Source organism: Croceitalea sp. P059, from assembly GCF_031846365.1.
GTDB classification, from domain to species: Bacteria; Bacteroidota; Bacteroidia; order Flavobacteriales; family Flavobacteriaceae; genus Croceitalea; species Croceitalea vernalis.
This window is the reverse complement of the sequence record NZ_JAVRHW010000002.1, coordinates 545,195-559,602: the sequence shown is the minus strand read 5'-3', so window position 1 is coordinate 559,602 and position 14,408 is coordinate 545,195. Positions and strand designations below refer to the sequence as shown.

The 14,408-nt window shown below is 33.6% G+C and carries 12 protein-coding genes; 5 read left to right on the top strand and 7 right to left on the bottom strand.

Annotation, left to right across the window (positions count from 1 at the left end; translation table 11 throughout):
* The first annotated feature begins 70 nt into the window (after window positions 1–70).
* Window positions 71–1,306, top strand: a complete 1,236-nt coding sequence (locus RM542_RS08780; RefSeq protein WP_311385368.1) for a TlpA disulfide reductase family protein — start codon at window positions 71–73, stop codon at window positions 1,304–1,306.
* Window positions 1,307–1,382: 76 nt separating this feature from the next.
* Here RM542_RS08780 and RM542_RS08775 read toward each other — a convergent pair whose 3' ends face one another.
* Window positions 1,383–2,555 (bottom strand): 2-isopropylmalate synthase, encoded by a 1,173-nt coding sequence (locus RM542_RS08775; RefSeq protein ID WP_311385367.1) that lies wholly within the window; start codon window positions 2,553–2,555, stop codon window positions 1,383–1,385.
* 146 nt (window positions 2,556–2,701) lie between these two features.
* Between RM542_RS08775 and RM542_RS08770 the strand changes: the two genes are divergently transcribed.
* Together RM542_RS08770 and RM542_RS08765 are read left to right on the top strand one after the other, a co-directional pair.
* On the top strand, window positions 2,702–4,246 hold the full coding sequence (locus tag RM542_RS08770; protein ID WP_311385366.1) for a hypothetical protein: 1,545 nt from the start codon (window positions 2,702–2,704) through the stop codon (window positions 4,244–4,246).
* A 10-nt stretch (window positions 4,247–4,256) separates the two neighbouring features.
* Window positions 4,257–5,132 (top strand): DMT family transporter, encoded by an 876-nt coding sequence (locus tag RM542_RS08765; RefSeq protein WP_311385365.1) that lies wholly within the window; start codon window positions 4,257–4,259, stop codon window positions 5,130–5,132.
* On the opposite strand, the gene RM542_RS08760 is transcribed toward RM542_RS08765, so the two are convergent.
* Genes RM542_RS08760 through panB form a run of 4 tightly spaced genes read right to left on the bottom strand, consistent with a single transcriptional unit; the run spans window position 5,125 to window position 9,123 of the window.
* Window positions 5,125–5,646 carry a DUF4252 domain-containing protein gene (locus RM542_RS08760; RefSeq protein WP_311385364.1) on the bottom strand — a complete coding sequence of 174 codons (522 nt, stop codon included), beginning with the start codon at window positions 5,644–5,646 and terminating at the stop codon, window positions 5,125–5,127. The genes RM542_RS08765 and RM542_RS08760 overlap by 8 nt on opposite strands.
* Window positions 5,647–5,692: 46 nt before the next feature.
* Complete coding sequence (locus RM542_RS08755; RefSeq protein ID WP_311385363.1) at window positions 5,693–7,585, bottom strand: adenylate/guanylate cyclase domain-containing protein; 1,893 nt, start codon at window positions 7,583–7,585, stop codon at window positions 5,693–5,695.
* On the bottom strand, window positions 7,582–8,280 hold the full coding sequence (locus RM542_RS08750) for an RluA family pseudouridine synthase (protein ID WP_311385362.1): 699 nt from the start codon (window positions 8,278–8,280) through the stop codon (window positions 7,582–7,584). The genes RM542_RS08755 and RM542_RS08750 overlap by 4 nt, the downstream gene beginning before the upstream one ends.
* A 24-nt stretch (window positions 8,281–8,304) precedes the next feature.
* Entirely contained in the window at window positions 8,305–9,123 is an 819-nt protein-coding gene (panB, locus tag RM542_RS08745; protein ID WP_311385361.1) for a 3-methyl-2-oxobutanoate hydroxymethyltransferase, read from the bottom strand.
* 119 nt (window positions 9,124–9,242) lie between these two features.
* On the opposite strand from panB, the gene RM542_RS08740 reads away from it, so the two are divergent.
* Window positions 9,243–9,707 (top strand): nuclear transport factor 2 family protein, encoded by a 465-nt coding sequence (locus RM542_RS08740; RefSeq protein WP_311385360.1) that lies wholly within the window; start codon window positions 9,243–9,245, stop codon window positions 9,705–9,707.
* Between the two features lie 8 nt (window positions 9,708–9,715).
* Here the strand turns inward: RM542_RS08740 and RM542_RS08735 are convergent, their stop codons facing one another.
* Complete coding sequence (locus tag RM542_RS08735) at window positions 9,716–11,140, bottom strand: L-serine ammonia-lyase (protein ID WP_311385359.1); 1,425 nt, start codon at window positions 11,138–11,140, stop codon at window positions 9,716–9,718.
* A 157-nt stretch (window positions 11,141–11,297) separates the two neighbouring features.
* Here RM542_RS08735 and dnaK point away from each other — a divergent pair, with 157 nt between their 5' ends.
* Entirely contained in the window at window positions 11,298–13,214 is a 1,917-nt protein-coding gene (gene dnaK, locus RM542_RS08730; RefSeq protein ID WP_311385358.1) for a molecular chaperone DnaK, read from the top strand.
* Between the two features lie 56 nt (window positions 13,215–13,270).
* On the opposite strand, the gene RM542_RS08725 is transcribed toward dnaK, so the two are convergent.
* A complete protein-coding gene (locus RM542_RS08725) occupies window positions 13,271–13,900 on the bottom strand; it encodes a response regulator transcription factor (protein ID WP_311385357.1) in 630 nt (209 codons plus the stop codon).
* Between the last annotated feature and the right edge of the window lie 508 nt (window positions 13,901–14,408).

The following is a 14,408-nucleotide window of genomic DNA, read 5'->3' as shown; positions in this document are numbered from 1 at the left end:
ATCCCAAAGAATAAAGATAAAAATGTAAGGAACTTCAATTTTTTCGATATAATTGAATAAATTTTAAGTTATGAAGAAAGGGGTCTCCAGAATATTAATTCTTTTAGCAATTGTAATTGTTTCAAATAGTTGTCAAGAAAGGGTTGAAAATCAATTAGTACTAGGGGAGTGGTGGGCGAATTTAGAAGTTATAGAAAGCGAAATTTTACCATTTAATTTTAGTTTGACTTCATCAGAAAATGGAGATTACAAAATGGTAATACGCAATTCAGATGAACTTATTACGGTAGACGATATTGAAGTGTTTAACGATTCAATTCTAATTAAAATGCCAGTTTTTGAAGGTTATATAGCTGGAAAATATACAGATGAAACCATAACAGGAAGTTTTGTTAAAGAAAGTCTAGATAGAATAGTTCCCTTTAATGCTGAATTTGGTGAAAAATCTAGATTTGAAGTGAAGGAAGTTGCTAGTATTAATGTTTCGGGAATATGGGAAGCAGATTTTAATATTGATGGTGAAAAGCCTTATATCGCCAAAGGAATCTTTTATCAGAATGATGATATTGTTACCGGGACTATACGGACTACCACTGGTGATTATAGATTTTTGGAGGGAGTAGTTGATGGATCACAATTAAAATTATCAACTTTTGATGGGGCTCATGCTTTTCTTTTTACTGCCAATGTTACTGATAGCACTTTAAATGGATTGTTTTATTCAGGTAATCATTCTGTTGAGAAATTCACAGCAAAACGTAATGATGCATATGAATTACCGGATGCAAACTCTTTGACCTTTTTAAATGAAGGATATGAAAAGTTTGATTTTACTTTTCCTGATGTTAATGGCAATATGATAAGCCTTTCAGATGAAGAATTTCAAGATAAGGTAGTTCTAGTGCAAATTATGGGTACTTGGTGTCCTAATTGCTTGGATGAGACAAAGTTCTATGTGGAGTATTTAAATAAAAACCCAAATCCAAATTTGAAAATGGTTGCTCTTGCTTTTGAATATGCCCGGACGGAAGAAAAGGCTTTTCAAGGAATTCAACGGTTAAAAGATAGAGTTGGAGTTGATTACCCAATTTTATTGGCGCAAGTAGGTACTGACAGTAAAACCAAAGCCAATGAAAAATTACCAATGTTAAATCACGTATTATCATATCCAACAACAGTTTATATTGATAAGAAGGGCGGTGTACACAAAATTCATACTGGTTTTAATGGCCCAGCAACCGGAGAAAAATATGAGGAATTTAAAGTCGAGTTTGAAAAAACGCTCCAAGAACTATTAGTAGAATAATTGTCCTAGGTCATAAATTATAATTATTGATTAGATAGTACAGTTCTTTTAAGCTTCAAAGAGTTTATATTGATTTTTACGCTAAGCTTGCCAAATTGACTTTGCTAGTCTCAATAATTTCATGAATGTCTTTATCTCCAATTTCTTTTTTTCTGTCGGCAAAAAGGAGGAAATTTTCGTAAACCTTATCTAACTGAAGCTTGGTTAGTTCATAGCCAACGTTCTTTGCTCTGTACGCTAAAGCAGCTCTGCCGCTTCTAGCCGTAAGTACTATTGATGATTCGCTGACTCCAACATCATTAGGGTCAATGATTTCATAAGTCTCTCTATTTTTGATAACACCATCTTGATGTATACCTGAACTATGCGCAAATGCATTAGAACCAACAATTGCCTTGTTTGGTTGCACTGGCATACCCATTTTATCAGATACCATTAAACTAGTATCATATAAGAGTTTACTATTTACATTAGTATCTAAGTTTAAATTTGGATGCTGACGAAGAATCATAACTACTTCTTCCAAAGAGGTGTTACCAGCTCTTTCTCCAATACCATTTATGGTACATTCAATTTGTCTGGCACCTCCAATTACACCAGCAATAGAATTTGCAGTGGCAAGACCTAAATCGTTATGACAGTGACAAGAAAGGATAGCCTTCTCTATTCCGGTTACATTTTCTTTTAAATACTTCATTTTAGCCCCGTATTCATCAGGTAAACAATAGCCGGTTGTATCAGGAATATTTAAAACAGTAGCACCAGCCTTAATTACAGCTTCGCAAACTCTAGCCAAATACTCGTTATCAGTTCTTCCGGCATCTTCAGCATAAAATTCTACATCTTCGACAAAGGTTTTGGCATATTTAACCGCTTCAACTGCTCGTTCTATAATAGCTTCTTTTGTTGAATTGAATTTATATCTTATGTGAGAATCAGAGGTGCCAATACCTGTATGTATTCTTGGCCTTTTTGCAATTTTAATTGCTTCTGCAGCGACTTCAATATCTTTTTTAACCGAACGAGTAAGACCACAAACTGTCGCATTTTTGACGAGTTTAGCTATTTCATTGACCGAATTAAAATCTCCTGGACTTGAAATAGGAAAGCCTGCTTCGATAATATCTACACCGAGATGATCAAGGCGTTCCGCAATAACCAATTTCTGTGTTGTGTCTAACTTACAACCAGGAACTTGTTCTCCATCCCTTAGCGTAGTGTCAAAAATTTGTACCTTATCTTTACTCATTATTTCGGGAAGTTTTAACTGAACTATACGAAGATAAAATACCGAAATTCAAGTAAATTGTGTGGGGTATAACCATTACAATGTTAAATAGTTTTTTCAGTTATTTAAATTACTGAATAACAGATATTTAAATAGTTTATTTTACGATGACAAATACCCAAAAGGATACCTTATTTGTACTGGTCAAATCTCTTTCAAAGTCAGAAAAAAGACAGTTTAAGCTTTATGTAGGTCGATTAGGAGTAAATACGGATGCTAAGTTCTTGGCACTCTTTAATTTATTGGATAAGATGAAGGCCTATAATGAAGCGCAAATATTGGATAATGGAATTGTCAAAAAATCACAGTTATCAAACTTAAAAGCTCATTTATATAAACAGATTTTAGTTAGTCTTAGGCTAAATCCTGTAAATCAAAATATACGAGTTCAAATTAGAGAGCAATTAGATTTTGCTACCATACTTTATCAAAAAGGGTTATATAAACAAGCTTTAAAGATTTTAGATAAAGCAAAGAACATCGCTCGAGATAATGAAGAAAAAAATGTAGCATATGAAATTGTTGAACTTGAAAAAATAATTGAAACACAATACATTACCAGAAGTATCCCTGATAGAGCTGACGAACTAGCTGTGCAAGCGAAAGCACTTTCTGAACATAATGTTATGACAAGCAAATTATCAAATTTGTCATTACAATTATATGGAATGATGCTCAAAGTAGGCTATGTACGAAACGATGAAGATTTGCAACGGGTAGAACGCTATTTTGAAAAGCATTTACCAGAATTTAGACTTGAGGAATTAGGTTTTAGAGAGCGTTTGTGGCTCTACAAGGCGCATTTGTGGTATAGTTTTTTAACTCAAGATTTTTTATCATCTTATCGTTATGCAAGTAAATGGGTTGATCTTTTTTATGAAAATGAAGACATGATTCAATTGAATCCTGTATTCTTTTTGAAAGGCAACCATTACTTACTAGAATCTTTATTTTATGTAAAATATCGCTCACAGTTTAAAGATACGCTTACTAAAATGGAGCAAATGATAGAAAGTAAAACCTTTCCTAAAAACGATAATATTGCTTCTTTGGCGTTTTTGTATCTGAATTCCAATAAATTAAATCTTCATTTTTTAGAAGGTACTTTTGAAAGGGGACTTTATTTGGTTAATATCGTTGAATATGGTATTAAAAAACATAGGGATCGTATTGACGAACATCATATCATGCTATTGTATTACAAAATAGCTTGTTTGTATTTTGGTAATGGAGACAACAAGAATTGTATTGTTTACCTTAAAAAAATCATTACGAATAAAAACCTTAAAATGCGAGAAGACCTTATGTGTTTTGCTCGAGTTTTGAGTCTAGTTGCTCATTACGAGGCCGGTATGGATTATCATTTAGAGGTGCAACTAAAAAGCACTTACAAATTTTTATTGAAAATGAATGATTTACAGGCGGTTCAAAAAGAGATGATTAAATTTTTAAGGAGTCTCGGTGATATTTATCCTAGTGATTTACGTAACGAATTTCAAAAGTTATATGATGAACTTAAAAAGTATGAAGATCATCCTTATGAAAAAAGAGCTTTTTTATATTTAGATATTCTGTCCTGGCTTGAAAGTCATCTACAAAACAAACCTGTTGGATTTATTATAAAAGAAAAGGCCCGGGCCATAACACGTTAATAAATTTTCTTTGAAAGTTAAGAACACCAGTCTCGCTCATTTGCTAGAAATTAATCTAGCAATGATTTTTATAAGCACTTCTGGCGCTTTGGGCAGGCATATTGATTTACCTGTGCCATTAATTATTGTGTCTCGGTCTATTTTAGCGGTTATAGTATTAGCTATTTATTGCAAGTGGAAGGGGTTTTCATTTAAAGTCTTAAAAAAAGATAGATTTCCAATACTAGCAAGTGGACTGTTTTTGGCGCTGCATTGGCTCACTTATTTCTATTCTCTAAAGCTTTCTAATGTCGCTATTGGTATGCTTTCCTTATTTACATATCCAATATTAACTTCTCTTTTGGAACCATTGTTGTTGAAAACGAAGTTTCAAAGAATGCATTTATTTTTGGGTCTTTTGGTCTTAACAGGAATTTACTTTTTGGTACCAGCTTTCGATTTAGATAATTCATACACAATTGCTGTCGGTATTGGTTTATTATCTGCACTTTTCTATGCATTAAGAAATATCATTTTAAAAAATAGAACAAGTAGTTACAATGGTTCAAGTTTAATGTGCTTTCAACTGTTTGTTATTACAATTTTTTTGTCACCAGTATTATTTTTTTACGAATTGGATCAGATAACAACCCAATGGCAATGGTTAGTAGTTTTGGCAGTATTAACTACATCAATTGGTCACACACTGTTTCTAAATAGTTTTAAGCATTTTTCAATTACCACCGCAAGTATTTTGAGTAGTGTTCAACCAGTATTCGGTATTATTATCGCAGCTGTTTTTTTAGGTGAAATTCCAACTTTAATGACGATCCTTGGTGGTTTTTTAATTTTAAGCTCTGTAATAATTGAAAGTATTCGTTCTTATAAGAAAAAAGAGACTAGTTAGTAATGCCCGGAGTATTCAAGTTCATTTGTGGTAAAAGGCCATTTGAAAAATTTTCAAATTGATTATTTTTTGCTAGTTCTCTAACTTTTATTGGATCAAAATTTCCATTGAAATAAAGAAATGACCCAGTGCTGTTATTGTTATTATAAATCAAAATCTCTTTGACAACATCTCGCTTTTCACGAATTGAAACAACATTTCTTTTAAGTTCGTCATTTTTTCTAAAAACCTCTATGAAGGAAGAAGAAGCAAAACTGTTCATTTGATTATTTAAGAACTGAGATTGTGATTTAGTTTTACTTGGAAACTGCATATATCTCAAATCTTTAGTATTTCCAACAAGAGATTTCATTTCCGGTGAAATTTCACTCACCAGAGAGAACATGAATTGTGGCACCCTAATAGCCGTTACTTGATTATCATTTTTATGAGCTTCGTAAAAAGTATCGATAGAGTTGTAACTACTACAAGACGCAATAAAGAGGAAAGCGATAATAATTAACGATTTTTTCATGGTTAAGTGTTTCCATAAAATTAGGAAAATAGATTTTGCTTACGAGCTATTTCATAATATGAATTTCAATAGCATCATTCCTTCCTCTAACATTTACTTTATCGGTTTCAAAATTTTTAGGGCGAATAGATTTTGAGATTGAATTGAAAATAGTATTTGAAATAATCAGACTTGCCCCGTATGATTTATTCAACTGTTCTAATCTACTAGCGATAATTACCGGATTGCCCGTAATGGAGAACTGTTTGCGATTAGTATTGCCAACATTACCGATAACCACTTCACCAGTGTGGATACCAATGCCGATATCAAATGGTTCAACCTCCTTTTCTTTTATTCGAGTTCTTAGTTTATTCAATATTGCTATGGCAGCTAAATATGCTTGTTCACAATGATTTGCCTCTGAATTCGAAATCCCAAAAGTCGCCATAAAACCATCTCCCAACAGTTGATTAACGATTCCTTCATATTTTTGAATACAATCCAACATAGGACCAAATGCTTTATTCTGAAAAGAAATTAATTCACTGGCTGACAGTTTTTGAGCTAGTTTGGTAAATCCCCTAATATCCAAGAATAAGATACTTACGATACAACGCTGTCCGCTAATGGCTTTTTCAGAGCTGAGAAGTTCATCAGCCACCACCGTAGATACTTGTTCTTTCAATAATTTGGTGATCCGATTTTCTGCTTGAGAGAGTTTTGTATTGGCGATATCTAATTCGGAATAGGCAATTTCAAGTTTTTTGTGCTTTCTTCTTTTTGATAAAAAGAGGGAATACCCCAAGATTGCACTTATTAACAAAATGAGTCCTATGAAGTACAATGTTTTCTTTTGCTGTTCTTGTTTTTCAATCTCCGTTTCAGATTTTTCTAAGTTTAATGCGGCAATATTCTTTTGTTGGGTCAATAATAGAATTTCCTTTTTTCGCAATTCACTTTCGGCCGCTGTTTGAACACTATCTTCAAATAGATTTTGTGTTATTTGTTGATATAATTGATAATAACGTAGCGATTTTTGATATTCGGCTTTGCTTTCAAATGTTTTGGCCAAATCTTGATATTGGTCTTTAATAACAAGCAGAGAGTCTCTGCTTAAAGAGTCCACTTGTATTTTCAAGAAGGTTATCGTGCTTCCAATTTTTTTTAAAGCCTCTTTTTCTTTAATGGCATTTTCTAAATACGATTTACTTTTTTGATGCATATTCAAGCTATCATAAAGACTCGCTACTTTTAACTGTAGCTCAGTAATCGCCTTTTCATCTCCTTTATTTTTATTGAGGTTTATCGCCGATTCATAATTTTCAATGGCCGATAGATATTTTTTGTTCTTTTCTTTAGTTTTTGCCTGTTTTAAAAGTGTATTAATTTTCAGTTGTTGACTCTGACTTCTTATGGAATTACCTAGCTTAATATTGCTAAGGGTACGTTTGATAAAGTTTGGTTTCAGTTTCCCAATTTGTTCTAAGGAATCTAGTTTAAATTCAAACTTCAGAATGACTTTAGTAATACTAGAATCATGCAGGCTTTCATTAATAGTTTTAAGACTTTCTAAGTTATCGGCAAAATCAAAATATTTTTCTTTTTTGAGGTTTATTGCAGCAATCTGATAAAAGGCGAGAGCGATGTTATGGTTAACATCTTCTTTGTTATCAATATCATATAAATTTGTTCCCAACATTTCGGCTTGCCTAGCATATCGTAATGATTTTCTACCATTAGAATCTTGATAGAGCCTCGAAAGTCCGTTAAGAACTTCCAATTTATGAACTCCATAAAGGGAATTTAACTGTTTTTCTTTGGCCAAAAGAACTTCTTTGGAGTCTTGCGCAATCACAAACCTAAAACAGCACGTAATTAAAATTATAAGAAAAAGAATTGTTTTATTTACCAAAATTAAATGATCTAAAACTGTTTTCTTAAAAGTAGCTAAAATCATAAACATGCATTCCAAATAGGGTCGCTTGGAGGAGCAGCTTCAAAATGAACTTCTTCTTTCTTTACAGGATGTTCAAAGCTTAAACTTCTAGAATGTAAGTGAATGCTTCCATTTTTATTACTGCGGTCAGAACCATATTTCAGATCTCCTTTAATAGTACAATTAATAGCCGCTAATTGAGCTCTTATTTGATGATGTCTACCTGTTTTTAAGTCTATTTCTAAGAGACAATAGTTGTCCAAATTCTTAAGAATATGGTAAGTCAAGAGGGCTTTTTTGCTATTTAGAACCTCTTTAATATGAGCATAGGATTTATTTTGTTTTGGATTACGAACTAACCAATGTGTCAATAAATCTTCCTTTTTTTTGGGTTTATTTTTTACAACAGCCCAATAAGTTTTTTTTGTCTTTCCTTCAGAGAATAGTTTATTTAAACGAGGCAAGGCCTTTGAGGTTTTTGCAAAAACTACAATACCTGAAGTGGGTCTGTCTAAACGATGAACGACACCTAAATAAACATTACCTGGTTTCTCATATTTTATTCGTAAATATTCTTTAACAACTTCACTTAAAGGAATGTCCCCAGTTTTATCACCTTGAACTATATCGCCAGGTCTTTTATTTATGACAATTAGGTGGTTGTCCTCGTAAATAACATCTAAATTGGATGGTGTAGAATAAATCTTCACTGACATTTTAGCATTTTATAATATACTAGACTAATACTGCTCTTCTTCGTTTGGAAAGTCCCGACTTTTTACGTCATCAACGTATTGTGAAATGGCTGAACTCATTTCTTCATATAAGTTCATGTACCTTCTTAAAAAGCGTGGATTAAACTCATGTGTCATTCCTAATAAATCGTGCACAACTAAAACTTGTCCATCAACACCATTTCCTGCTCCAATACCAATCACAGGAATTGAAACACTTTCTGCAACTTGCTTAGCTAATTCAGCCGGTATTTTTTCCAGTACCAGTCCAAAACAGCCCAATTTTTCAAGCATTTTAGCGTCAGACTTTAATTGCTTGGCTTCTGCTTCTTCTTTAGCACGAACTGTATAAGTACCAAATTTATAAATAGATTGTGGTGTTAATCCTAAATGCCCCATTACTGGTATTCCGGCATCAATAATACGTTTTACAGAATCTTTTATTTCTTCGCCACCCTCAACTTTTACAGCATGACCACCGCTTTCTTTCATAATGCGAATTGCAGAACGTAGTGCCTCTTTTGAATCACTTTGATAACTACCGAACGGAATATCTACAACAACCAAAGCTCTCTTTGCAGCCCTAACTACCGAACTAGCATGATAAATCATCTGATCTAGTGTAATAGGAAGCGTTGTCTCATGACCCGCAATAACGTTACTTGCAGAATCACCAACTAAAATGACATCCACTTTGGCAGCATCTACAATTTTAGCCATAGAATAATCATAAGAAGTCAACATGGAAATTTTTTCTCCGTTTTGTTTCATTTCAATTAGTGATTTTACCGTCACTCTTTTATATTCTTTCTTGGCTACTGACATTCGATATAATTTGAAAGTTAAATGTAAGCAGATTTTGTCATTCCTGTGAAAACAAGATTCTTTTTCTTAAATTGTTTCTTAAGTTCATATAAGTTGATTTTCGCAATATATATATCCTAATGAAGAAAATTATTTTAATAGTTTTAGTACTACTTGGTGTTACAAGCGTAACTGCACAAGAAAAAGAAGAAACTGCAGTTAAGAGAGTCGTTGAAACATTTTTTGAAGGCTTTCATAAACAAGATTCTGTGTTAATGAAAAGCGTTTTAGCACGCGAAGTAGTGCTTCAAACAACAGGGCGTAATAAAGAGGGTAAGACTCAATTTAAAAATGAAAAAATAAACAGGCTGATTACTTCTATTGTAAGTATTCCAGACTCGGTATCCTTTGAGGAAAAACTCACATCATGGTCCATACAAGTTGATAGAACCATGGCCAATGCTTGGGTTGGTTACGAATTCTGGTTAAATGGTCAATTTTCACATTGCGGTATTAATTCGTTTCAAATGGTCAATTTTGATGGTGAATGGAAAATTATTTATTTGATTGACACTAGGGGTAAATCCGGATGTTTGAAAGAGTAGAGCACCTATCAACAATCACTTAAAAACACACCTACCGCTAAACCACCTTCTGAGGTTTCTTTATATTTAGTATTCATATCCTTAGCAGTCTCCCACATCGTATTTACCACTTTATCAAGAGGCACTTTAGCCTGTTTAGGGTCCGTATCCATTGCCAACTCAGCCGCATTAATTGCTTTTATAGCACCCATTGAATTGCGTTCAATACATGGTATTTGAACCAAGCCGCCAATTGGATCACAAGTAAGTCCTAAATGATGCTCCATGGCAATTTCAGCGGCACATAATACTTGTTCTGGAGTACCACCCATCAGCTCAGTTAAAGCACCCGCAGCCATAGCTGAAGAGACTCCAATTTCGGCTTGACAACCACCCATTGCTGCAGATATCGTGGCTCCTTTTTTAAATATGCTACCTATTTCGCCTGCTACTAATAAAAACCTTTTAATGTCATCAAAATCTCCATCGTGATTCTCAATGACCAGATAATACATTAAAACTGCAGGAATAACACCTGCGCTGCCATTTGTTGGCGCAGTTACTACACGACCTAATGAAGCATTTACTTCATTTACAGATAAAGCAAAACAACTTACCCACTTCAAAATCTGGCGAAACTTTACCTCAGTTTCACGTATGGTTTTTAACCATTCCAAGGGTGTGGTATAACTTAACTCTCCTTTTAATTTTTGATGAATTTCATAAGCTCTTCGTTTTACATTCAGGCCACCAGGTAAAATTCCTTCCGTATGGCAACCAGTATAAATACATTCTAACATCGTATTCCATATCTGACGAAGATTGGTATCTATTTCTATATCATTACGCAATGATCGTTCGTTTTCTAAGACCAATTCAGAAATAGTTTTATTTTCAGCTTCACAAAAATCTAGTAGTTCGGCCCCAGTTTTTATTGGGAAAGGAAAAGTGTTGAAAACCTCTTTATTTTCTTTAGCATGAATGCGGTCTTCCTTGACCACAAAACCACCACCGATGGAATAGTAGGTTTCTTCTATAATTGTTTCATCATTCAAGAAAGCGATAAAACGAATTCCGTTAGAATGAAATGGTAAAAACTCCCTCAAAAAAGTAATGTCGGTTTCAAAATTGAAAGGAATCAATTTTTCATTACCTAAATGTAATTGCTTTTTTTCTTTGACTCTTGAAACGGAACTCGTAATAGATGTAATAGGAATATTCACTGGGTCTGCACCTAATAGACCTAAAATCACGGCGACATCTGTTGCGTGACCTTTTCCAGTCAAGGATAAAGAGCCATAGAGGTGAATTTTAATATTTTGAACACTATCAAAAACATTATTTTCACGTAATTCTTGGAGCCATCTTTCGGCAGCACGCCACGGACCCAGGGTATGCGAGCTAGATGGACCTACACCAATTTTCAACATGTCAAAAACACTGATACATTCCATTGATTAGGTTTATAGTTCAAAGATAAGTAGCTCAAATCTAGTTTTTACAAAAATTATTATACAGAATATGACACCTTGGCAGATTTTATGTCATGGCATAATCATTGTCCTTTTAGAGATGATAAAAATATGAAGTTTAAAAATCTAATATAAAAACATGAGTAAGATAATCGGAATAGATTTAGGGACAACGAACTCTTGCGTTTCCGTAATGGAAGGTAATGAACCAGTTGTAATTCCCAATGCAGAAGGTAAAAGAACAACACCTTCTGTAATTGCATTTGTAGAAGGTGGTGAAATTAAGGTTGGAGACCCTGCAAAACGTCAGGCTGTTACTAACCCACATAAAACCATTTATTCTATTAAAAGATTTATGGGTAATAAGTTCTCGGAATCTTCTAAAGAGGCGAAAAGAGTACCTTATAACGTAGTAAAAGGAGATAACGATACACCAAGAGTTGATATTGATGGTCGTATGTATTCTCCACAAGAATTATCAGCTATGATTCTTCAGAAAATGAAGAAAACTGCTGAAGACTATTTAGGTCAAGATGTTACAAGAGCTGTAGTTACTGTACCGGCTTATTTTAATGATTCGCAACGTCAGGCAACTAAAGAAGCAGGAGAAATTGCTGGTTTAACTGTAGAACGTATTATAAATGAACCAACAGCTGCTTCTTTGGCATATGGTTTAGATAAGAAAGATACTGATCAAAAAATTGTTGTTTTTGACTTTGGTGGTGGTACCCATGATGTTTCTATTCTTGAATTAGGAGATGGAGTTTTTGAAGTATTATCCACCGATGGAGATACACACTTAGGTGGTGATGATGTAGATCAAAAAATTATTGATTGGTTGGCTGAGGAGTTCAAGAATGATGAATCAATGGATTTACGTGAAGATGCCATGGCATTGCAACGTTTACGTGAAGCTGCTGAAAAGGCAAAAATTGAATTATCTTCTTCTGCCCAAACTGAAATTAATTTACCATATGTAACTGCAACTGCTTCAGGCCCTAAGCACCTAGTTAGAACATTAACTAAAGCTAAGTTTGAGCAATTAATTGCAGATTTAGTAAAACGTACAATTGAGCCTTGTCAAACGGCTTTAAAGTCAGCTGGACTTTCAAAAAGTGATATTGACGAGATAATTTTAGTTGGAGGTTCTACAAGAATACCAGCAGTACAAGAAGCAGTTGAGAATTTTTTTGGTAAAAAACCTTCGAAAGGTGTAAATCCAGATGAGGTTGTTGCTGTTGGTGCAGCTATTCAAGGCGGTGTTTTAACCGGTGATGTTAAAGATGTATTGTTATTAGATGTTACACCACTTTCTTTAGGAATTGAAACTATGGGTGGGGTAGCAACTAAATTAATAGAGTCGAATACAACCATTCCGACCAAAAAGTCTCAAGTGTTCTCTACGGCCGCAGATAATCAACCATCAGTTGAAATTCATGTACTGCAAGGAGAACGCCCAATGGCTGCTGATAATAAAACTATAGGAAGATTTCATTTAGATGGAATTCCACCGGCACAAAGAGGTACTCCTCAGATTGAAGTGACTTTTGATATTGATGCTAATGGTATAATTAAAGTTTCAGCAACTGATAAAGCTACTGGTAAATCACAGGATATTAGAATTGAGGCTTCTTCTGGATTGACGGATGAAGAAATTCAAAAAATGAAAGCAGAAGCTGAAGCTAATGCTGAAGCTGATAAAACTGCTAAAGAAACGGCTGACAAATTGAATGAAGCTGATGGTATGATTTTCCAGACTGAAAAACAGTTAACTGAATTTGGAGATAAATTGTCTGATGACAAGAAAAAACCAATTGAAGAAGCTTTAGAAGAATTAAAGAAGGCTTATGAAACTAAGGATTTGGCTGTCATTTCACCTGCCTTAGAGAAAATAAATGAAGCATGGAAAGTAGCATCAGAAGAAATGTACAAAGCACAAGCTGAGGCACAGCAGGCTGGGGGAGACCCTACTGCTAATGCAGGTGGAGATGCTGGCGCAGGCAGTTCTTCTGAAGGTGATAATGTTGAAGACGTTGATTTCGAAGAAGTAAAGTAACGGTCTTTTCATATTAAATTAAAAAACCCTGACTTAACTGGTCAGGGCTTTTTAGTTTATGAAGCTTCAAGAATTCTTAGCTTCTCAAGAGCTTCAGACTTGGAGTTAACATTGAGTTTGAGATAAATATTTTGAATGTGAAAATTTACAGTACTCGGGGTTACAAAAAGTTTATGGGCTATAGTTTTATAAGTTGCACCTTGGCTTAAGAATTCTGCGATTTGATTTTCTCTCTTAGAAAACGATTCGTATTTCTTTTTTTGAAATGTAGCAATCACTTTTTTAGCAACATCATAGCTTAAAGCTGCACCGTTGTGTTTAACAGAAATTAAAGCATGAAAAAGACGTTCTTTTGAAATTGGTTTAGTGAGATACCCATTTGCACCAATTTTAAATGCCCTTTTTATTAATTCAAAATCACTTTTTGAACTTGCAATAATGATCTTAATTGTAGTGCTCTTTTTTCTAAACCTTTCAATACCATCTATACCTGAAATACCTAATAAGGAAACTTCAGATATTATAATGTCAGGTAGGTTGTTCTGGTAATTAATTAATGCAGCGTTAACAGTTGTGTATGTTTCTACAAGCAAATAATCAGGATCATGTATAAAATAATTTTGATACCAATCATTCATTTTTTCGTCATTGTCAATGACAATAACTTTAAGTGGAAGTTTTTTCATAATAGTACGATTTGGGGTTAATATTTTTGAGTGTTGTTTTTTAAAACAGCTTAGAGTACTAGAACTTGAATAACATAAATACCCAATAAGTTAGTTTCATATTATATATATGATACCAGTCTATTGATGAATTAAATTCAATATAGTTTATACTCTGAAAGATGTAAGAATTTGATAGAATAAGGCGCAAGACACCAATATTTCCATTAGAATATGTTAATTAAGCAGAGGGGGGCTAAAATATGATTTGAGGGTTGCAATCAAAATAGCATTTTTGTAGGAGTTGTAAGATTTCATATTACGGGATTTTCGGGGTTTGAAAATTTATTTGAGTTATTTTCTATAGACAATATATATTTTTTGATAATTTATCAAAAAGAAATGTAAGTATTTTCGTCCAACGGAATGTTGAATTAAGGAATTCTCAGTTTATCCCACAAAAAAGGTCGTCTCTTCAGACGACCTTTTATCAAAAGCATTCGGTCCATTATGAAACTAATGTCCTAAA